The organism is Enterobacter cloacae complex sp. AR_0002 (assembly GCF_001922365.1).
GTDB classification, from domain to species: domain Bacteria; phylum Pseudomonadota; class Gammaproteobacteria; order Enterobacterales; family Enterobacteriaceae; genus Enterobacter; species Enterobacter hormaechei_C.
Window position 1 is genome coordinate 2,177,526 of the sequence record NZ_CP018814.1, and the last position, 21,065, is coordinate 2,198,590.

The 21,065-nt window shown below is 54.7% G+C and carries 21 protein-coding genes; 12 read left to right on the forward strand and 9 right to left on the reverse strand.

Features of this window, described 5'->3' with window-relative positions:
* Positions 1–113 precede the first annotated feature (113 nt).
* The 10 genes from rsfS to lipA all read left to right on the forward strand — a co-directional run bounded on the left by rsfS (position 114) and on the right by lipA (position 9,945).
* Positions 114–431, forward strand: coding sequence for a ribosome silencing factor (gene rsfS, locus AM329_RS10740; RefSeq protein ID WP_003858696.1), 318 nt, complete (start codon positions 114–116; stop codon positions 429–431).
* Between the two features lie 3 nt (positions 432–434).
* Entirely contained in the window at positions 435–902 is a 468-nt protein-coding gene (gene rlmH / locus AM329_RS10745; RefSeq protein WP_003858701.1) for a 23S rRNA (pseudouridine(1915)-N(3))-methyltransferase RlmH, read from the forward strand.
* Between the two features lie 28 nt (positions 903–930).
* Positions 931–2,832, forward strand: a complete 1,902-nt coding sequence (gene mrdA, locus AM329_RS10750; RefSeq protein ID WP_015571138.1) for a peptidoglycan DD-transpeptidase MrdA — start codon at positions 931–933, stop codon at positions 2,830–2,832.
* Positions 2,833–2,834: 2 nt separating this feature from the next.
* On the forward strand, positions 2,835–3,947 hold the full coding sequence (mrdB, locus tag AM329_RS10755) for a peptidoglycan glycosyltransferase MrdB (RefSeq protein WP_015571139.1): 1,113 nt from the start codon (positions 2,835–2,837) through the stop codon (positions 3,945–3,947).
* 16 nt (positions 3,948–3,963) lie between these two features.
* Positions 3,964–5,070, forward strand: a complete 1,107-nt coding sequence (gene rlpA / locus AM329_RS10760; protein ID WP_032608855.1) for an endolytic peptidoglycan transglycosylase RlpA — start codon at positions 3,964–3,966, stop codon at positions 5,068–5,070.
* Positions 5,071–5,208: 138 nt separating this feature from the next.
* Complete coding sequence (gene dacA / locus AM329_RS10770) at positions 5,209–6,420, forward strand: D-alanyl-D-alanine carboxypeptidase DacA (RefSeq protein WP_003858714.1); 1,212 nt, start codon at positions 5,209–5,211, stop codon at positions 6,418–6,420.
* Between the two features lie 107 nt (positions 6,421–6,527).
* On the forward strand, positions 6,528–6,791 hold the full coding sequence (gene ybeD / locus AM329_RS10775; RefSeq protein WP_003858718.1) for a DUF493 family protein YbeD: 264 nt from the start codon (positions 6,528–6,530) through the stop codon (positions 6,789–6,791).
* A gap of 94 nt (positions 6,792–6,885) precedes the next feature.
* Positions 6,886–7,527: a lipoyl(octanoyl) transferase LipB gene (lipB, locus tag AM329_RS10780; RefSeq protein ID WP_032608853.1), complete on the forward strand. Its 642-nt coding sequence runs from the start codon at positions 6,886–6,888 to the stop codon at positions 7,525–7,527.
* Between the two features lie 291 nt (positions 7,528–7,818).
* On the forward strand, positions 7,819–8,772 hold the full coding sequence (locus tag AM329_RS10785) for a YbeF family transcriptional regulator (RefSeq protein ID WP_023315623.1): 954 nt from the start codon (positions 7,819–7,821) through the stop codon (positions 8,770–8,772).
* Positions 8,773–8,979: 207 nt separating this feature from the next.
* A complete protein-coding gene (gene lipA, locus AM329_RS10790) occupies positions 8,980–9,945 on the forward strand; it encodes a lipoyl synthase (protein WP_006809637.1) in 966 nt (321 codons plus the stop codon).
* Between the two features lie 80 nt (positions 9,946–10,025).
* Here the strand turns inward: lipA and tatE are convergent, their stop codons facing one another.
* On the reverse strand, positions 10,026–10,229 hold the full coding sequence (gene tatE / locus AM329_RS10795) for a twin-arginine translocase subunit TatE (RefSeq protein WP_003858723.1): 204 nt from the start codon (positions 10,227–10,229) through the stop codon (positions 10,026–10,028).
* Between the two features lie 125 nt (positions 10,230–10,354).
* On the reverse strand, positions 10,355–11,143 hold the full coding sequence (locus AM329_RS10800; protein WP_039264668.1) for a deaminated glutathione amidase: 789 nt from the start codon (positions 11,141–11,143) through the stop codon (positions 10,355–10,357).
* A 67-nt stretch (positions 11,144–11,210) separates the two neighbouring features.
* Here AM329_RS10800 and crcB point away from each other — a divergent pair, with 67 nt between their 5' ends.
* Complete coding sequence (gene crcB / locus AM329_RS10805; RefSeq protein ID WP_017382474.1) at positions 11,211–11,594, forward strand: fluoride efflux transporter CrcB; 384 nt, start codon at positions 11,211–11,213, stop codon at positions 11,592–11,594.
* 219 nt (positions 11,595–11,813) lie between these two features.
* On the opposite strand, the gene cspE is transcribed toward crcB, so the two are convergent.
* The 7 genes from cspE to AM329_RS10840 all read right to left on the reverse strand — a co-directional run bounded on the left by cspE (position 11,814) and on the right by AM329_RS10840 (position 19,276).
* Positions 11,814–12,023, reverse strand: coding sequence for a transcription antiterminator/RNA stability regulator CspE (gene cspE / locus AM329_RS10810; RefSeq protein WP_002439184.1), 210 nt, complete (start codon positions 12,021–12,023; stop codon positions 11,814–11,816).
* 190 nt (positions 12,024–12,213) lie between these two features.
* Complete coding sequence (gene pagP / locus AM329_RS10815) at positions 12,214–12,789, reverse strand: lipid IV(A) palmitoyltransferase PagP (RefSeq protein ID WP_032608850.1); 576 nt, start codon at positions 12,787–12,789, stop codon at positions 12,214–12,216.
* Between the two features lie 161 nt (positions 12,790–12,950).
* Positions 12,951–16,067, reverse strand: coding sequence for an efflux RND transporter permease subunit (locus AM329_RS10820; RefSeq protein WP_032608849.1), 3,117 nt, complete (start codon positions 16,065–16,067; stop codon positions 12,951–12,953).
* Entirely contained in the window at positions 16,064–17,263 is a 1,200-nt protein-coding gene (locus AM329_RS10825) for an efflux RND transporter periplasmic adaptor subunit (protein ID WP_032608848.1), read from the reverse strand. Before AM329_RS10825 ends, AM329_RS10820 begins: the two co-directional genes overlap by 4 nt.
* A complete protein-coding gene (locus AM329_RS10830; RefSeq protein WP_032608846.1) occupies positions 17,260–18,516 on the reverse strand; it encodes a TolC family protein in 1,257 nt (418 codons plus the stop codon). The genes AM329_RS10825 and AM329_RS10830 overlap by 4 nt, the downstream gene beginning before the upstream one ends.
* Positions 18,517–18,527: 11 nt before the next feature.
* Positions 18,528–18,821: a copper-binding protein gene (locus tag AM329_RS10835; RefSeq protein WP_032608845.1), complete on the reverse strand. Its 294-nt coding sequence runs from the start codon at positions 18,819–18,821 to the stop codon at positions 18,528–18,530.
* Positions 18,822–18,874: 53 nt separating this feature from the next.
* Positions 18,875–19,276 (reverse strand): hypothetical protein, encoded by a 402-nt coding sequence (locus tag AM329_RS10840; protein WP_032608844.1) that lies wholly within the window; start codon positions 19,274–19,276, stop codon positions 18,875–18,877.
* Positions 19,277–19,615: 339 nt separating this feature from the next.
* Between AM329_RS10840 and dcuC the strand changes: the two genes are divergently transcribed.
* On the forward strand, positions 19,616–20,983 hold the full coding sequence (dcuC, locus tag AM329_RS10845) for an anaerobic C4-dicarboxylate transporter DcuC (RefSeq protein ID WP_032608842.1): 1,368 nt from the start codon (positions 19,616–19,618) through the stop codon (positions 20,981–20,983).
* Positions 20,984–21,065: the final 82 nt, after the last annotated feature.

Below are 21,065 nucleotides of genomic sequence, written 5' to 3' on the forward strand. Positions count from 1 at the left end.
ACCCGCCTTCAAAAGCCGGGCGGTGACATTTGTCCCGCGACTGGCGTCAGTTCAGGTATACTGACTGGCCACGAATTCATAGTTGTACAATCTCATTCACCCAGGGGGAAAACTTGCAGGGTAAAGCACTCCAGGATTTTGTTATCGACAAAATTGATGACCTGAAAGGTCAGGACATCATCGCTATCGACGTTAAGGGTAAATCCAGCATCACCGACTGCATGATCATCTGCACCGGCACCTCAACTCGTCACGTTGTTTCGATTGCTGACCATGTTGTTCAGGAATCGCGCGCGGCAGGGCTGCTTCCGCTGGGCGTTGAAGGTGAAGCGACCGCTGACTGGGTGGTTGTCGATCTCGGCGATGTGATTGTCCACGTCATGCAGGAAGAGAGTCGTCGCCTGTATGAGCTGGAAAAACTCTGGGGTTAATGCGTGAAGTTGCAACTGGTCGCCGTCGGCACCAAAATGCCGGACTGGGTACAAACCGGTTTTACTGAGTATCTGCGTCGTTTCCCAAAAGATATGCCGTTCGAACTGGTGGAGATCCCAGCAGGAAAGCGCGGCAAGAACGCAGATATCAAACGTATTCTCGATAAAGAGGGAGAGCTGATGCTGGCTGCCGCAGGCAAAAACCGCATCGTGACCCTCGATATCCCGGGCAAACCCTGGGATACGCCGCAGCTGGCGCACGAACTGGAGCGCTGGAAGCAGGATGGTCGGGACGTCAGTCTGTTGATTGGCGGACCAGAGGGGTTATCTCCCGCCTGCAAAGCGGCAGCAGAACAAAGTTGGTCACTCTCGGCGCTGACGCTGCCCCACCCGCTTGTACGGGTTCTCGTGGCAGAAAGTTTGTATCGCGCATGGAGCATCACTACCAACCACCCTTATCACCGCGAGTAATGACTGACCAGGGTAATTTAAGCAGCGGATGAAACTACAGAATTCTTTTCGCGACTATACGGCTGAGTCCGCGCTGTTTGTGCGCCGGGCGCTGGTCGCCTTTACGGGGATTTTGCTGCTTACCGGCGTGCTGATCGCCAACCTCTATAATCTGCAAATTGTCCGCTATACCGATTACCAGACCCGCTCAAACGAAAACCGTATCAAGCTGGTGCCCATCGCGCCCAGCCGCGGCATTATCTACGATCGTAACGGCACGCCGCTGGCGCTTAATCGCACCATCTACCAGATAGAGATGATGCCCGAGAAAGTGGATAACGTGCAGGATACCCTGAACGCGCTGAGAAGCGTTGTCGACCTGACTGATGACGATATCGCTGCGTTCAAAAAAGAGCGCGCACGTTCTCACCGCTTCACCTCCATTCCGGTAAAAACCAACCTGACAGAAGTGCAGGTCGCCCGTTTTGCCGTTAACCAGTACCGTTTCCCCGGGGTGGAAGTCAAAGGCTATAAACGCCGCTACTATCCTTACGGCTCCGCGCTGACGCACGTCATTGGTTACGTCTCCAAAATCAACGATAAAGACGTCGAACGCCTTGATAAAGACGGCAAGCTGGCTAACTACGCCGCAACCCATGATATTGGCAAGCTGGGGATCGAACGTTATTACGAAGATGTACTGCACGGTCAGACCGGGTATGAAGAGGTTGAAGTTAACAACCGTGGCCGCGTGATCCGGCAACTGAAAGAGGTGCCCCCGCAGGCGGGGCATGACGTCTATCTGACGCTCGACCTGAAGCTACAGCAGTATATCGAGACGCTGCTGGCGGGTAGCCGTGCTGCGGTTATTGTGACCGACCCGCGTACCGGCGGCATTCTGGCGATGGTTTCGATGCCAAGCTACGATCCGAACCTCTTCGTGGATGGCATCTCCAGCAAGGATTACTCCGGCCTGCTCAACGATCCAAACACGCCGCTGGTAAACCGCGCAACGCAGGGGGTTTATCCTCCAGCTTCAACGGTTAAACCGTATGTCGCCGTGTCTGCGCTGAGCGCGGGCGTCATCACCCGTAATACCAGTCTGTTTGACCCCGGCTGGTGGCAGTTGCCTGGCTCTGAGAAACGCTACCGCGACTGGAAAAAATGGGGCCACGGCCATCTGAACGTGACCAAATCACTGGAGGAGTCGGCGGATACCTTCTTCTATCAGGTCGCCTACGACATGGGTATTGACCGTCTGTCTGAATGGATGAGCAAATTCGGCTACGGGCATTACACCGGTATAGATTTGGCTGAAGAGCGTTCCGGCAACATGCCAACCCGCGAATGGAAGCTGAAGCGCTTTAAAAAACCCTGGTATCAGGGTGACACCATTCCGGTGGGGATCGGCCAGGGCTACTGGACGGCAACGCCGCTGCAAATGAACAAGGCGATGATGATCCTCATCAACGATGGCGTCGTGAAAGTGCCGCACCTGCTGCAAAGCACCGTTGAAGACGGCAAAAAAGTGCCATGGATACAGCCGCACGAGCCGCCGGTGGGTGACATTCATTCCGGATACTGGGAAATCGCGAAAGACGGCATGTACGGTGTAGCCAACCGCCCTAACGGGACGGCGCACAAATATTTCGCTGGCGCACCGTATAAGGTAGCCGCGAAATCAGGTACGGCTCAGGTCTTCGGTCTTAAAGCGAATGAAACTTACAACGCACATAAAATTGCCGAACGTCTGCGTGACCACAAGCTCATGACGGCGTTTGCCCCTTATGATAACCCGCAGGTTGCGGTGGCGATGATTCTGGAGAACGGCGGCGCAGGCCCGGCGGTGGGTACCATCATGCGTCAAATCCTCGACCACATCATGCTGGGTGACAACAACACCGAACTGCCAGCTGAAAACCCGGCAGCCGCTGCGGCGGAGGACCAATAATCATGACGGATAATCCGAATAAAAAATCGCTGTGGGACAAGATCCACATCGACCCAGCCATGCTGCTGATTCTGCTGGCTCTGCTGGTCTATAGCGCCCTCGTTATCTGGAGCGCCAGCGGCCAGGATATCGGCATGATGGAGCGTAAAATCGGCCAGATCGCCATGGGTCTGGTTATTATGGTGGTGATGGCGCAAATACCGCCGCGCGTGTACGAGGGCTGGGCGCCCTATCTCTATATTTTCTGTATCATTTTGTTGGTGGCAGTAGATGCTTTCGGCGCCATCTCGAAGGGGGCACAGCGCTGGCTGGATCTGGGGATTGTCCGCTTCCAGCCGTCGGAAATCGCCAAAATCGCCGTCCCGCTGATGGTGGCGCGCTTTATTAACCGCGACGTCTGCCCGCCGTCGTTGAAAAATACCGCCATTGCGCTGGTGCTGATTTTCCTGCCGACGCTGCTCGTGGCCGCACAGCCGGACCTCGGTACCTCGATTCTTATCGCCCTCTCCGGCCTGTTCGTCCTGTTCCTGTCCGGCCTGAGCTGGCGTCTGATTGGTATCGCCGTGGTGCTGGTTGCCGCGTTTATCCCTATCCTCTGGTTCTTCCTGATGCATGATTACCAGCGTCAGCGCGTTATGATGCTGCTCGATCCCGAGACCGATCCGCTGGGCGCAGGCTATCATATTATTCAGTCGAAGATTGCGATTGGCTCCGGCGGCCTGCGCGGCAAAGGCTGGCTGCACGGTACGCAGTCGCAGCTCGAATTTTTACCGGAACGCCACACCGACTTTATCTTTGCCGTTCTGGCTGAGGAGTTAGGGCTGGTTGGCATCCTGGTTCTGCTTGCACTCTACGTGCTGCTGATCATGCGAGGTTTGTGGATTGCCGCACGCGCCCAAACCACCTTTGGTCGCGTGATGGCAGGCGGATTAATGTTGATTTTGTTCGTTTATGTCTTCGTAAATATTGGTATGGTGAGTGGGATTCTGCCGGTTGTCGGCGTACCGCTGCCGCTGGTGAGTTACGGGGGCTCGGCACTGATCGTGTTGATGGCCGGGTTTGGTATCGTCATGTCGATCCATACCCACAGGAAAATGTTGTCCAAAAGCGTATAAAAATAAGGGGATCGCAATGCGTAAGCAGTGGCTGGGGATCTGCATCGCAGCAAGTTTACTTGCCGCCTGTACAAGTGATGATGGTCAGCAACAGGCAACCGTCGCGCCGCCGCAGCCTGCGGTCTGTAATGGCCCGATTGTCGAGATTAGCGGTGCCGATCCCGTTTATGAACCGCTGAACGCCAGCGTGAATCAGGATTATCAGCGCGACGGTAAAAGCTATAAAATCGTTCAGGATCCTTCCCGTTTCAGCCAGGCTGGCTTTGCTGCCATCTATGACGCTGAGCCCGGTAGCAACCTGACCGCGTCGGGTGAAACCTTCGATCCGATGCAGATCACGGCGGCACACCCGACGCTGCCTGTCCCGAGCTATGCACGCATCACTAACCTGGCGAATGGCCGAATGATCGTGGTGCGTATCAACGATCGCGGTCCTTACGGCACCGATCGCGTGATCTCCCTGTCCCGCGCGGCGGCCGACCGTCTGAACACCTCAAACAATACTAAAGTGCGTATCGACCCAATTATCGTGGCGCAGGATGGTTCGCTGTCTGGCCCGGGCACGGCCTGTACCACGGTCGCGAAACAGACCTATGCCCTGCCCGCTCGCCCGGATCTGAGCGGTGGTATGGGGGGCGCTTCAACGCCGGCAGTGCCCGCGCAGCCGCAGGGTGAAGTGCGCGCCATCAGCAACGATACGCTGCAAAGTGAAGACGCGACAGGCGCCCCGGTGAAAAGCAGTGGTTTCCTTGGCGCACCCACCACGTTAGCGCCGGGCGTGATTGAATCAAATGAACCTGCCCCAGCGCCTGCGCCCGTCGTTGCTGCACCCGCTGCACAACCCGCCCCGGTGACCGCGCCTGCTGCTACGCAGACTGCGGCGCCTGCGACGGCGAGCGGCAGCTACGTGGTTCAGGTTGGCGCTGTCAGCGATCGGACCCGTGCAGAGCAATATCAGCAGCGTTTAAGCAAACAGTTTGGCGTGCCAGGCCGCGTTGAGCAAAACGGTGCGGTATGGCGTATCCAGATGGGTCCGTTTGCCAGCAAATCGCAGGCAGCATCCCTGCAACAGCGTTTGCAGAGCGAGGCGCAGCTCCAGTCGTTTATCGCTGTTGCAAAATAATTATTCGGTGGTATCCGAAATGTCAGTTTGTGTAAACCACGTTAACACTCTCATGATGAAAGTCGGATGCCTGCCCGTATAGCATTTGCTATAGTAAGGCACTTTTTTAATTCCATCACGGATGTCGTAGTTCTGACCATGAAGACCACTTTTTCTGCTCGTTTTGTGCAGCGCATGGCGCTGACCACGGCCCTTTGCGCTGCTGCGTTCTCCGCAGCTCACGCGGATGACCTGAACATCAAGACCATGATCCCTGGCGTTCCGCAGATCGACGCGGAATCCTACATCCTGATTGATTACAACTCCGGCAAAGTTCTGGCAGAACAGAACGCCGATGCCCGCCGCGATCCGGCCAGCCTGACCAAAATGATGACCAGCTATGTTATCGGCCAGGCTATGAAAGCAGGCAAATTCAAAGAAACCGACCTGGTGACTATCGGTAACGATGCGTGGGCAACCGGCAACCCCGTGTTCAAAGGTTCATCGCTGATGTTCCTGAAACCTGGCATGCAGGTTCCGGTCTCTCAGCTTATCCGTGGCATCAACTTGCAGTCCGGTAACGACGCCTGCGTGGCCATGGCTGATTTTGCCGCGGGCAGCCAGGACGCGTTTGTGGGCCTGATGAACAGCTACGTCTCCGCGCTGGGTCTGAAAAACAGCCACTTCCAGACCGTTCACGGCCTGGACGCCGAGGGTCAGTACAGCTCCGCGCGTGACATGGCGCTGATCGGTCAGGCGCTGATCCGCGACGTGCCAAACGAGTACTCTATCTACAAAGAGAAAGAGTTCACCTTCAACGGCATTCGTCAGACCAACCGTAACGGCCTGCTGTGGGACAACAGCCTGAACGTCGACGGTATCAAAACCGGCCACACCGATAAAGCTGGTTATAACCTGGTGGCCTCCGCCACTGAAGGCCAGATGCGTCTGATCTCTGCCGTGATGGGGGGGCGTACGTTTAAAGGACGCGAAACGGAAAGCAAAAAACTGCTGACCTGGGGCTTCCGCTTCTTCGAAACCGTGAACCCGCTGAAAGCCGGTAAAGAATTTGCCTCTGAACCTGTCTGGTTTGGCGATAACGACCGCGCTTCCCTGGGCGTGGACAAAGATCTCTATCTGACTATCCCACGCGGTCGTATGAAAGATCTGAAAGCCAGCTATGTGCTGAATACCACCGAGCTGCACGCCCCGCTGCAAAAGAATCAGGTCGTGGGTACTATCAACTTCCAGCTGGATGGCAAAACCATCGATCAACGCCCGCTGGTGGTGCTGGAGGAGATTCCTGAAGGCAATTTCTTCGGCAAAATCATTGATTACATTAAGCTGATGTTCCATCACTGGTTTGGTTAAAAATTGAACACTTGAAAGTGTGATTTTGATCCCCATATACTACGTATCAGTAAAACTCCCGCCCCGTGGCGGGAGTTATTATTTTTTACACACACGCCGGAGCTGACATGAAAACCAAACTTAACGAACTGCTTGAATTCCCTACCCCTTTTACTTACAAAGTAATGGGTCTGGCGAAACCTGAGCTGGTTGATCAGGTGGTTGAAGTGGTACAGCGCCATGCGCCGGGCGACTACTCTCCATCAGTCAAACCGAGCAGCAAAGGTAATTACCACTCGGTCTCAATCACCATCACTGCGACACACATTGAGCAGGTTGAGACGCTGTACGAAGAGCTCGGCAATATCGAAATTGTTCGTATGGTGCTGTAGTCCCTCTGCGGTTACCCGGTTTGCCGGGTAACCCACTTCCCCGCTGTGATATACTCCGCGTTACCTATTCTCCCTTGTCTTCGGAGACGTCCTTTTGTACCAGGATAAAATTCTTGTTCGCCATCTTGGGATACAGCCTTACGAGCCAGTCTCTCAGGCTATGCATGACTTTACCGATATGCGCGATGACACCACCCCTGATGAAATCTGGCTGGTTGAACACATGCCGGTGTTTACTCAGGGCCAGGCAGGAAAAGCCGAACATTTATTGATGACGGGTGATATCCCGGTGATCCAGAGCGATCGCGGTGGACAGGTAACCTACCACGGCCCGGGCCAGCAGGTAATGTATGTCCTGCTTAACCTGAAACGCAGAAAGCTGGGCGTACGTGAGCTCGTGACCTTACTGGAACAGACCGTGGTGAACACGCTCGCTGAGTACGGTATCGACGCTCATCCTCGCGCCGATGCCCCGGGCGTCTACGTGGGAGAGAAGAAAATCTGTTCGCTGGGGCTGCGTATCCGTAAAGGCTGCTCGTTCCACGGGCTGGCGCTGAATATCAATATGGATCTCACCCCTTTCCAGCGCATCAACCCATGCGGGTATGCGGGTATGGAAATGACGCAAATGCGCCAGTGGGTCACTACCGCCACGCCTGAGAATATCCGCCCCGTGCTTCTGAAGAAGTTTTTAGCGCTGCTTAACAATCCTGACCACGAATATATTGCTGCTTAACACACTTCCGGCAGTGGTTCGGTAATTTGACCAGCCACTGCTTAATTGCCGCATTTACGCTTTACAATAAACCGCATATTCTATATTTTCGAGTCGCCCATATATTAGCGTCCCATATTAATTAGAACCTTAATAGTACCATCACCGGGTATCGTGTAACGTGCGTGATAATCACCCAACTGCTTGTTTTCGATAAACAAGGGAAACTTACGAAACACTTTACGAATCTCTGCAAGCATAATAAATAAATTCAACTATCATTCATATTGTGAATGGATACGGAGTAAGAGCGTGGAGCCTACTAATTTACCAGCCAAACGCCTGAATGAAACCAGCGGCGAAGATAAGCCGCAAATTTTCCGGACTTTACGTAATATTGATCTCAATTTATTGACTATTTTTGAGGCGGTATATGTCCACAAAGGTATCGTTAATGCTGCGAAAATTCTTAATCTCACACCCTCTGCTATTAGCCAGTCAATTCAAAAATTGCGCGCGATATTTCCCGATCCCTTATTTATTCGTAAAGGCCAGGGCGTAACCCCCACCGCGTACGCAACCCATCTGCATGAGTACATCAGCCAGGGTCTGGAATCGATTCTGGGCGCGCTGGATCTCACCGGCAGTTACGATAAGCAACGAACCATCACCATAGGCACTTCTCCCTCTGTGGGCGTTCTGGTCATGCCCGCTATTTACCAGGCTGTTAAACAGCATGCGCCACAGCTGCTGATCCGCAATGTGCCCGTTAACGATCCGGAAACTCAGCTGGCGCAATTCCAGACGGACCTGATCATCGACAGCAACAGCTTCGCGGCCAGAGCATTAGGGCATAACGTTCTCTATACCGACTCTCTGGCGCTCGTTTGTCGTCAGAATCATCCTGTATTGAGCGCACCTTTAACGCCTGAAAATTTGCGTCATTACGAACATGCAACCTTTATGTCCGAGGGGCAGGGCCCGGATCCGCTGCGCCAGCGTATTGACGAACTGTTCCCGGACCGTCTGATCAGCTTCAGCAGTTACAATATGTTTACCCTCGCGGCCCTGATTGGCAGCAGCGATTTGCTCTGTATTATGCCTGTGCGTCTCTTCGCTTTGCTTCAAAAATGCTGGCCGCTGGAGAGCATTCCATTGAGTCAACTTACGACGGAATCTGTTGAAATCTCACTGCATTACAACAAGCTAAGCCTGCGCGATCCGGTGCTGGAAAACGTCATTAACGTGATCCGCCAGGCTTTCTGATCCCGCCTTTCAGCGCAAGCCCCTGCCGCAAGCGGGGCAAAAGGCACAAAACAACAACTATTTTACAAATTGGCGACCTGGCAGGCTGCTTTATCGCCCCTTTAAATGATATACTGCCTGTCGTTCGTTCAAAAATAGTTGATAATTACAACATTCCCTTGAATTGAAACGCTTTCCTTCGATATTCGCAACTGGAACACGCACGCTATGAGTAAACCCATTGTGATGGAACGCGGTGTTAAATACCGCGATGCCGATAAAATGGCCCTTATCCCGGTTAAAAACGTGGCTACAGAGCGCGAGGCGCTGTTAAGAAAACCGGAATGGATGAAAATCAAACTTCCGGCCGACTCTTCGCGTATCCAGGGGATCAAAGCGGCGATGCGCAAAAATGGTCTTCACTCTGTCTGTGAAGAGGCCTCGTGCCCTAACCTTGCTGAATGTTTCAATCACGGTACCGCGACATTTATGATTCTGGGTGCCATCTGCACCCGCCGCTGTCCGTTCTGTGACGTTGCCCATGGCCGTCCTGTTGCGCCAGACGCTAACGAACCGCAAAAACTGGCGCAGACGATTGCCGATATGGCGCTGCGTTATGTTGTTATTACCTCCGTTGACCGTGACGATCTGCGCGATGGCGGTGCTCAGCATTTTGCTGACTGTATTACCGCCATCCGCGAAAAAAGCCCGAACATTAAGATTGAGACGCTGGTGCCGGATTTCCGTGGCCGTATGGATCGCGCGCTCGATATCCTGACCGCGACGCCACCAGACGTGTTCAACCACAACCTGGAGAACGTACCGCGTATCTACCGTCAGGTACGTCCCGGTGCAGACTACAACTGGTCGCTGAAGCTGCTGGAACGCTTTAAAGAAGCCCATCCGCATATTCCAACCAAGTCTGGTCTGATGGTCGGCCTGGGTGAAACCAACGCTGAGATCATTGAAGTGATGCGCGATCTGCGCCGCCACGGCGTCACCATGCTGACGCTGGGCCAGTACCTCCAGCCAAGCCGTCACCACCTGCCTGTACAGCGTTACGTAAGCCCGGATGAGTTCGATGAAATGAAAGCCGAAGCGATGGCGATGGGCTTTACCCATGCCGCGTGCGGTCCGTTTGTTCGCTCCTCTTATCACGCCGATATGCAGGCGAAGGGCGAAGAAGTGAAATAAAGCTGTAAAATTTATTTACAGTAAAACAAAAAACCGGCCTCGTGAGCCGGTTTTTTTATGCAAGCCTTGCAGCATTGCCATTACTCTTTGTGTGAAAGCTTCTGTGCAGTGATGTCATCTTCGGCACTTTTCTTCGCTGCCGCGTCGTCATCGTTCATTGCTTTCTTAAAGCCCTTAATGGCAGCACCCAGGTCTCCACCCAGCGTGCGTAACTTCTTGGTACCGAACAGCAGGACGACCAGTGCGGCAACCACCAGCAGTTTGGTAATACTAATCTCACCCATAAATACCTTCTTTACATGAAACAGGCTGCATTCCGCCAAAAAACCTGAACGTATTAACGGTCATTTGGCGCGTGCACACAATAGCAATCTGTAACAAGGTGAATCAAGCATTGTTGAAAAAAACATCACATTAATTGCGGTGGCGCAAACCTGCGGTTGCGCAGAACAGGTAATTGCTGCCGCGCAAGCGCTATTCGGGCTGAAATTATCTCCGTCAGCAATAACGCAGGCGTCTCCGCTGCCGCAACAACCGTCACCCCCAGCGGATCGACAACCCTGCTCTGCCCAATATTTTTGTTACCACATTCACCCGCGGCTACCACGTAACAGGTGGTATCCAGCGCGCGTGCTGCCAGCAGCGTCGCCCAGTGATGCTCCTTAAGCGGTCCTTTGACCCACGCGGCGGGCAGAACCAGCACCTCCGCCCCCTGCAATGCCAGGTTCAGCGCCAGCTCGGGAAAACGGATATCGTAGCAGGTCATCAGGCCAACCTTAAAACCCTCCACCTCAATCAGCGGCGGAATTACACTCCCCGGATCGACCAGGCGCGACTCCTTAACGCTGAACGCATCATACAGATGAAGTTTGGCGTAGCTCGCGACAATGGCACCCTCACGTATCGCCACCAGCGTGTTCACCGCGCGCCCCGGCGAGGACGGAATATGGACCGTCAATATGGTGGTGAGCGTGTTGCCAACGCTTTCGGCCAGCAGTCGTTTCAGAAACGCCCCTTCCAGCGTTTGCGCAGACTTTACCGACAGGTCCGGATCGCCATCATCACGGGCCAGTAACGCCTCGGGAAGTACCAGCAACGACGCCCCCTTTTGCTTCGCCGCATGCATCAGGGAGACGCATTTTTCCGCGTTTTCATTCCAGTCCGGCGTCACCGCGAACTGCCCTACTGCAACATACATAATTGTCTCCCGGTCAAAAACAGCGTTACACTCGACGCACTTACACAGCAAATAGCAGGTATTGACAGTGTTACAACTACTTATAGCCGTTTTTATTGGTGGAGGCACGGGTAGCGTTGCGCGGTGGCTCTTAAGCATGCGGTTTAACCCTCTGCATCAGGCCATTCCGATGGGGACACTGGCGGCAAATCTGATCGGGGCGTTTATTATTGGGATGGGGCTGGCCTGGTTTAATCGCATGACCAACATCGACCCTATGTGGAAGGTTCTGATTACAACCGGTTTCTGCGGCGGCTTAACAACGTTTTCTACCTTCTCTGCGGAGGTGGTGTTTCTGTTTCAGGAAGGCCGGATGGGCTGGGCGCTGACGAACATTGCCGTTAACATGCTTGGCTCGTTTGCGATGACTGCGATCGCATTCTGGTTATTTTCCTCCGCCAGCGGACATTAAGCACGGCAACCTTAATGTTGGCTTAATTTTTCTCTGTCACTCTTGGCTCAATATTGAACGAGGGTGATAGCATGAAAGAAAATCTCTTAGGCGTGGGTATGGTATTGCTAAGCGTCGCGATCGTCGCCAGCTTCCTGAAGATCTATCTTATCGGTTGATTCAGAACGAAAAAAACCCGCTCATTGAGCGGGTTTTGAAATTCTTGCTGACGCGTCTGAATTACAGAGCGATTACGTTAGCAGCAGAAGGGCCTTTGGCACCGTTAGTGATTTCGAACTCTACGCGCTGACCTTCAGCCAGAGTTTTGAAACCATTAGACTGGATTGCAGAGAAGTGTACGAACACGTCTTTGCTGCCATCTTCAGGAGTAATGAAACCGAATCCTTTGGACTCATTAAACCACTTAACGTTACCTTTAATCTTAGACATCAAAATTACCTTTACATTAAAAAACGACACAAATGCTGTGTCGGGTATCAGTACAACAATTGTGAGGCGTTTTGTCCAGCGGATCTTTGATAAAAAGTGACAAAAGTCGCGTTAATTTTCGCTGTCCGATTTTTATTCTTTACATTTCCATGTCTGTGCATTTTTTGGCCGATTTAGCAGAAAAATTCAGTTAAAACTGAAACCGCATCCAGGCAAAGTAAACGTTACCGTTGTTATAGGTACCCGGTATGTAGGTCATCTGAAACGTCGCCGGACCGTAACCAATGGAGGCAAGCGGCAGCAGTACCGGAACAGGAATGTATTTCCAGTTATCACGCGCCGTAAACCCTGCCGTATAGCCCAGCCCGAGACGGAAGTTGTCGTCTGATAACGGACGCCAGGTTTTTTCCCAGCCGTAACCGCCAATAGGCTCCCATTTATTGTAGGAGTCCTTAAACGCCATCAGGTACAGGCCATGCCAGTTACCTTTTTCATCCCAGCGAGACTGACCGAAGCCGGCCCCCCACGGACGTTCGTTATAACGGTCTGTTTTTTCTTTATCGTAGGCGAAACGTGCATGCCACGTAATGGCCGGAATATAGAGATCGTAATGCTCAGGTTCATTCCATGTTTGCGCGACGTTATCCGTGAAGGTGGTGAACCAGCCTTTATCCGCTGTATTGCTGTCTGCATTAACAGTAGACGCACACGATAACTGCCCAATAATAAACAACAAAATCAGGGGGAATTTAATTCGTACAATCACAATGCCATTACCATATTTAGTATTCGGTGCAGACCTTAACACAGAATACTTGAATGAACGCTTAACAGCATGGGTGTTATTCCTAATTACCATCCCGTTCCTGGGAATAATCTGAGGATACATAAACTGCATACCTGAATAAGCACATGCAGTTGACATATTTAACGTTGATGTAACAATTTGTAGAGTGCGGGAATAACTAACATCGACAATAACGGTGCCGTTACCATGCCACCAATCATCGGCGCGGCAATACGTTGCATCACCTCCGAGCCACTCCCACTCCCCCACATGATGGGCAGCAGTCCTGCCATAATAGTGGCGACCGTCATCACCTTCGGACGCACGCGCAGCACGGCACCTTCGTGGATCGCCCGCATCAGCACCGTATTTCCCCCTTCTGGCTCCAGCCTGTGATATTTATCGATCGCATGATTCAAATAAAGAACCATAATTACGCCGAATTCTGCCGCCACTCCGGAAAGGGCGATAAAGCCAACGGCCCCCGCCACTGACAAATTATATTCAAGCAGCCACAATAACCACACGCCCCCAATAAGCGCGAACGGCAATGCCCCCATTATTATCAGGACATTTGATATCCGCCTGAAGGTTAACCATAAAAGGACGAATATAATCATCAGCGTGACAGGTAAAACTATTTTGAGCCTCGCGGTCGCCCGTTCCAGATATTCAAACTGCCCGGACCAGGAGAGAGACACGCCCTGCGGCAATACCACCTTCTCCTCCACCCGTTTTTGCATTTCATCCACGGCGGACTTCAGATCGCGCCCGCGCAAGTCAACATAGATCCAGCTGGAAAGGCGCGCGTTTTCACTTTTTAGCATCGGTGGGCCTTCCGTCACGACGATATCGGCCAATTCCCCCAGCGCCACCTGGCTACCGCTGGCGGTCACTACCGGCAACACCCGCAACGCGTCGACGTTATCACGCAAATCGCGGGGATAACGCAGGTTGATGGGATACCGCTCGCGTCCCTGGATCACCTCGCCAATGTTATCGCCCCCGACCAGCGTGGAGACCAGGCTTTGCAGTTCATCGACGGAAACGCCGTAGCGCGCGGCTTTTTGCCGATCGATACGAATATCCACGTAGCGTCCGCCTTCCAGACGCTCCGCCAGCGCAGAGGAGACGCCAGGAACGTCCTTCACCACCTGCTCAATCTGCCGGGCCACACGCTCAATGTCGGCAATATTATTGCCGTTCACCTTAATGCCGACCGGGCTTTTGATCCCGGTTGCCAGCATGTCCAGACGGTTACGGACAGGCGGCACCCACACATTGGCAATGCCCGGCAGCGACACGGTTTTATCGAGCTCCTCCACCAGCTTTTGCGGCGTCATTCCTGGCCGCCACTGCTCGCGGGGCTTAAAGTGGATGGTTGTTTCCAGCATGGTTAATGGCGCGGGATCGGTTGCCGACTCTGCCCGACCGGCTTTGCCAAACACGCTCGCCACCTCCGGGACGCTTTTGATCAAGCGGTCCGTCTGCTGAAGCAGCCGTGATGCCTCGCGAGCAGAGATCCCCGGCAGCGTGGAGGGCATATAGAGTAAATCTCCTTCATCCAGCGGCGGCATAAATTCGCTTCCCAGGCGGCTCAGCGGCCAGAGCGTGGCGATCAGCAGCAGACATGCCAGTGCCAGCGTCGTTTTCGGGAAGGTCAGTACCTTGTCCAGCAGCGGCTCATACAGGCGGATCAGGAGGCGGTTGATCGGGTTTGCCTTCTCATCCGGGATTTTCCCGCGAATGAAAAAGCCCATTAGCACCGGCACCAGGGTGATCCCAAGCCCGGCGGCCACGGCCATCGACCAGGTTTTGGTGAACGCCAGCGGCGAGAACATTCTCCCCTCCTGCGCTTCCAGCGAAAAAACCGGTATAAATGACAGCGTGATGATTAACAGGCTGCAAAACAGCGCCGGTCCCACTTCAACCGCCGCCTTTTCCGCCAGACGCCAGTATTCCCCCGGCGCGGGCTCCTTGCCCGGATTATCATGCCGCCACTGCTCCAGCACCTTGTGCATGTTTTCAATCATCACAATTGCGGCATCCACCATCGCCCCGATGGCAATGGCGATCCCGCCGAGCGACATCATATTCGCGTTAATGCCCTGATAGTGCATCACCACAAAAGCCCCGAGGATCCCCAGCGGCAGAGAGACCATCGCCACCAGCGCGGAGCGCAGGTGGAACAGGAACAGCGCACACACCAGTACCACCACGGCAAACTCTTCGAGCAGCTTGTGCGTCAGCGTTTTGACCGAGTCCTCAATCAGCGTGGAACGATCGTAGACCGGAACAATCTCGACGCCCTGCGGCAGCGTTTTTTGCAGCTCGCTCAGTTTCGCTTTTACCGCGCGAAGGGTTTCCAGCGCGTTCTGCCCGTAGCGCATCACGATTACGCCGCCAGCAACCTCCCCTTCACCGTTAAGCTCCGCCACACCCCGGCGGATCTCCGGGCCAATGCCAATGGTGGCGACATCTTTCAGCAGGACAGGTACGCCATCGCGGGTGGCGATCACCACATTGCGAAAATCCTCCAGCGAGCGCAAATAGCCCGTTGTCCGCACCATATACTCCGCTTCGCCCATCTCCAGCAGGGCGCCGCCGCTCTCCTTATTGGCGGCCTGCACCGCGCCGGATAGCTGGCTGTGGGTAATATTCAGCGCGCGCATTTTCGCCGGGTCCGCCACGATCTGATACTGACGCACCATTCCGCCAATACTTGCCACCTCAGATACATTCGGTACCGTCTTAAGCTCGAACTTAAGCGTCCAGTCCTGTAGGGCCCGCAGATCTGCCAGGCTGTGTTTTCCACTACGGTCGATCAGTGCATATTCGTAGATCCAGCCGACGCCCGTCGCATCCGGCCCCAGCGACACCTTCACGCCCGGCGGAAACTGCGCCTGTACCTGGCTTAAATATTCCAGCACCCGGGATCGCGCCCAGTAGAGATCGGTGCCATCCTCAAACAGCACATACACATAAGCGTCACCAAACATTGAAAAACCGCGCACGGTTTTGGCGCCCGGCACAGACAACATGGAGGTTGTCAGCGGCCAGGTCACCTGATCTTCAATCACCTGCGGCGCTTTCCCGGGATAACTCGCTTTGATAATGACCTGCACATCAGACAGATCGGGCAACGCGTCCAGCGGCGCGCGTTGCACCGCCCACCAGCCCCAGCCTGCCATCATCAGCGCGGCCAGGATCACCAGCAGGCGGTTATGCAACGAGGCGCGAATCACAGCGGCAATCATGGCGTCACCTCCGGCATCACGCTACGCAGGCTGGCTTCGGAATCAATGAGGAATTGCCCGGACGTCACCACCTTATCGCCCTCTTTGACCCCGGACAGGATCGCCGTCCAGCCCTGCGCCGTCAGGCCGGTTGTCACCGTCACAGGCCGGAAATAACCGTCCCCGGTAGCCAGCAGCAGACGCGCAGACTCTCCGCTGTTAATCACCGCCTCTTCCGGCACCGCCAGCACCGGCGGGCCTTTCATCTCTTCCGCACGCCTGACGGAGAGGTACATACCCGGCTTCAGCTTATGTGCGGAATTTTCCATCACAATACGGGCTTTCAGGGTTCGCGTGGTCGTCTCCATCTGCGGCAGCAATTCGCTGACCGTGCCGTGGAATTGCTCCCCCGGCCAGCTTTCTGACGTTGCGACCACGTTGCTGCCCACTGCCAGAGACTGCGCCTGCGTTTGCGGGTAATCGACCACCAGCCAGACCGGATCGAGGCTGGCGATCTCAAACAGCGGAGCCGTTGCGGTGATTTGCGCCCCTTCCCGCACGTCCAGCTTCACCACATAGCCGGCCTGGTCAGCGCGCAGGATGAGCGTGGTCTGCGGCTTGCCGCTACGCTCCAGCAAACGAATGACCTCTTCCGGCATAAACTGCAACGCCAGCCGCTCGCGTGCGGCGCGGGTCAATGCGGCATCGCCAAGCTGACGAACTGCGAGATACTCCTGCTGGGCGGTGGTCCATTGCGGGATCCACAGTTGCGCCAGCGCCTCTCCGGCTTTCACCTGCTGCTGCGGTGCATTAACAAACAATTTTGACACCACGCCATTGGCCGGAGCTGACACCACCGAGACGTTACGTTCATCCGTTGCAACCGTGGCAAAGGCCGAGAACGGCGAAACCAGCTGGCGCATCTCAACGTTGGCGGTTTTCATCCCCAGGTTTTGCTGCTGTTGAGTGCTGATGGCCACGCCTGACGCCGCCTGCGCTTCATCAGCGTAGCGCGGGACCAGATCCATATCCATAAAGGGGGATTTACCCGGCTTATCGAAGCGCTGACCGGGAACCATGGGGTCGTACCAGTAAAGCACCTTACGTTCAGAGGGTTGTGCAGCCGCAGCCGGCTGATGCGTCTGCTTCTGTCCGACAAAATAGCCGCCAGCGGCAGCTATCGCGATGGCAATCGCCATTAACGTTGTTTTTTTCATTGCGCCAGCTCCTGCGGGATCAACCAGTTCACGGCAGCCCAGGTTCGCGCCATTTCGCGCTCCGCCTGGTTCACCGCCAGTTCCGTATCCAGTACGCCACGACGCGCCTCCAGCAGGGCCGGAAGCGCCGACTGTCCAGAGCGATATTGCGCCGTCAGTACCGCCAGCCGTTGACGCTGCAACGGTAGTACCTCGTCCCGCTGTCGCTGCCACACCGTTTGCGCAGCCTGATACTGCGCCACCAGCGTTTGCACCTGGGCAATGTGTTCGCGCTTGAGCAGCGTCAGTTGATCCGCCGCCTGCATAGAGCGGGAAACATCGGCGGCGTAATCCTTGTCCTGACGTTTTGACTGGAACAGAGGCAGATCCACGCTGAACATCACGCCAGCCATATCGTCATAGCCTTCAGCGCGGTGGGCGTAATAGACCTCCACATCCACATCGGGTATCGCCGCCACGGCAGATTGCGCTGAACGCGCTTTCGCGGTCTCGGCTTCACGTCGTGCGGCCTCCACTTCCGGGTGCCTGACGATCCCCTCCTGCAACGTTTTTTCATCGGCAGGAAGACGCTGATAGCGCGGCAGCGGACCGCGAACCGCCGTAATCGCGTGCCCCGTAAGCTCCAGCAGACGGCTTTGCGCCAGCTGCACATCCCGCTGCGCCAGCGTCTCTTTGTCGCGCATGGAGCTGAGGATCATTTGCAGGGCCAGTACGCTGTCCGGCATTGCGCTTCCCGCCCCGACGCTCGCCTTCTGCACGCCGCGCTGACGTTCCGTTTCACGGACCAGCGTTCTGGCCGTGTTCAGTGCCTGCTGGGCCAGCGCCAGATCCAGCCAGGCCTGGGCGGTATCACGCTGAAGCGCGGCGCGGACGGCCTCGGATTTTGCCAGCACGCTTCGCGCCTGCGCCTGAAAGGTCTGCGCTTTACGTTCCCGCTTCTCTGAGCTGACGTAGCTTTGCATGATGCCAACCTTCTGCATGGTCATCCCTTCGCGCGTCAGCCGCCGATCGTTGCTGCCCTGTACCGGCACGTTTTCGATACCGAATTTCAGTTTTGGGTCAGGTAATTGCGTGGCGGAATCCGCCATCGCATCCAGCGCCTGCGCTTCGTTACGGCTGGCGGAGAGTTCTGCTGAGTAGCGCTGGGCTTCGGTCAGGGTGTGTTCGAGCGTCCACGGCTCCGCCTGCGCGGCGGAGGTTAACAGGCCGAACAACACCCCACCGAGCCACAGGCTCAGTGTGTGTTGTTTCATGGTGACCTCGCTTAGCGCGCTGGCGTCAGCGAGATAATCTGGAAACCGTCACCCGCACGCTCAAGCGTGAAGGTCACCTCATCCCCCGGTTTGGTGCCATTCAGCGTGGCGCCGGCAGATAAAGTAAACGGCATGGTCATCGCTGACCATTTTAGTTCCGGTATGGCCTCGTGCCGGAGCATGACGGCGCTGTCAGAGATCGACTGAACCACGCCGCGGCCCTGCCAGGTCTGGTTTGCCTGAACGGTATAAGAAGCGAAAGAGACGGACGCGCCAACCAGCGCGGAAAGGAATACGGTACGCATGATAAAACTCCTGTTAAACGTTAAGTAAATAAAATCAACGAATTAACAGGTTTTTACTCCCGAAACCGGCAATAGCGGATCGTTGCCGGCGGCCCCACAGCAGGAGGGGTAACGGACCACGCAGAATGGCTTGCAGACGAGCACTCTGGCGGAGTTAAGGTCAGGGTCATGGCGGCAGGCAGCGCCACCAGATGCGGCTGGGCAGGATCTTTTTGTACCTGATCCGGCACACAATGTTTTTCACACAGCGGTGAAGCACCGGCAGCATAATGCGGCCCCGGTTGCGCCATCATCTCCATATGCTGGATGGTGGCCACCTCGCCGCGCAAATCCATTGAACATTGATGGGAGGCGACGGCCACCTGAGTCTGGATCAACAGCCAGCCAAACGCCAGCAAAAACATCAGCAGATGTTTTTTGATAAAGCGCAGGCGATATGTCCAGCTGGCGTACATATTGAGATCGTCGGACAGGAGAAAGTGAACCGAGTATAAGCAGGCAAAAGAATGAAAGAGAAGTGGTTTTAAAGAGATTTACGTTTTAAATCGATTGTCGGCAAGTAATACTCAAAACCTTAACACTTCACCATCAATTTAATGACATATAATATCTATTCATCAGGTCAATAACGTCTTAATATAAATGACGCAGGGTTAGCAAAAATATCGTCATCAGTGCCTTTAGTAGTCTCTTTCTTGATTTTAATCAGCAAGGACTGGACATTTATTCGGCACATTTCAGCTTCTTTTTTATTGATTATTTGTCTCTCGGGCAGCAAGGAAATAGGGGAAATCATGCTTACTTTTCTCGAACTCCTCATTGGAGTCGTGGTCATTGTCGGTGTAGCACGCTACATCATTAAAGGTTACTCAGCCACCGGCGTGCTATTTGTCGGCGGCCTGACGCTGCTGATCATTAGCGCGCTAATGGGTCATCAGGTTTTACCCGCCAGCGAAGCCAGTACCGGATATACCGCTACCGATATTGTGGAATATATAAAAATTCTGCTGATGAGCCGCGGCGGCGATCTGGGCATGATGATCATGATGCTCTGCGGATTTGCTGCCTATATGACCCATATCGGCGCGAATGATATGGTGGTAAAGCTGGCTTCTAAGCCGCTGCAATATATTAACTCCCCCTATCTGCTGATGGTCGCGGCCTATTTCCTGGCCTGTCTGATGTCATTAGCCGTTTCCTCAGCAACGGGCCTTGGCGTGTTGTTAATGGCAACGTTGTTCCCGGTAATGGTTAACGTCGGGATCAGCCGTGGCGCAGCGGCGGCTATTTGCGCCTCTCCGGCGGCGATTATTCTCTCCCCTACTTCCGGTGACGTAGTGTTGGCCGCAAAAGCCGCGGAAATGTCGCTAATTGACTTCGCCTTCAAAACCACACTGCCGATCTCCATCACCGCTATTCTCGGCATGGGCGTGGCGCATTTCTTCTGGCAGCGCTATCTCGATAAGAAAGAGAACGTCAGCCACGAAATGATGGACGTCAGCGAAATCACCACTACCGCCCCGGCGTTTTATTCCATCCTGCCCTTCACGCCGATTATTGGCGTGCTTATTTTCGACGGCAAATGGGGCCCGCAGCTGCACATCATCACTATCCTGGTGATCTGTATGCTGCTGGCGGCCATCCTGGAGTTCGTTCGTGGTTTTAACACCCAGAAAGTGTTCACGGGTCTGGAAGTAGCCTTCCGCGGTATGGCGGATGCCTTCGCGGGCGTGGTGATGCTGCTGGTTGCCGCGGGGGTGTTTGCCCAGGGGCTGAGCACCATCGGCTTTATTCAGAGCCTGATCTCTATCGCCACCTCGTTCGGCTCGGCCAGCATTATCCTGATGCTGGTGCTGGTGGTGCTGACCATGCTGGCGGCGATGACCACCGGCTCCGGTAACGCGCCGTTCTACGCCTTTGTTGAGATGATCCCTAAGCTGGCACACTCCTCCGGCATCAACCCGGCTTACCTGTCCATTCCAATGCTTCAGGCCTCCAACCTGGGTCGTACCATTTCTCCGGTATCGGGCGTGGTGGTTGGGGTTGCGGGGATGGCGAAAATCTCTCCGTTTGAAGTGGTAAAACGCACGTCAGTGCCGGTGCTGGTTGGCCTGATTATCGTTATTATCGCCACCGAAGTACTGGTTCCCGGCGCTGCCTAAGCGAAATTCCTGATTTCCAAAAAGCGCCTGCGGGCGCTTTTTGTGCTTTAATAACCCCCAGAAATTAATCGCGCCCAACCAA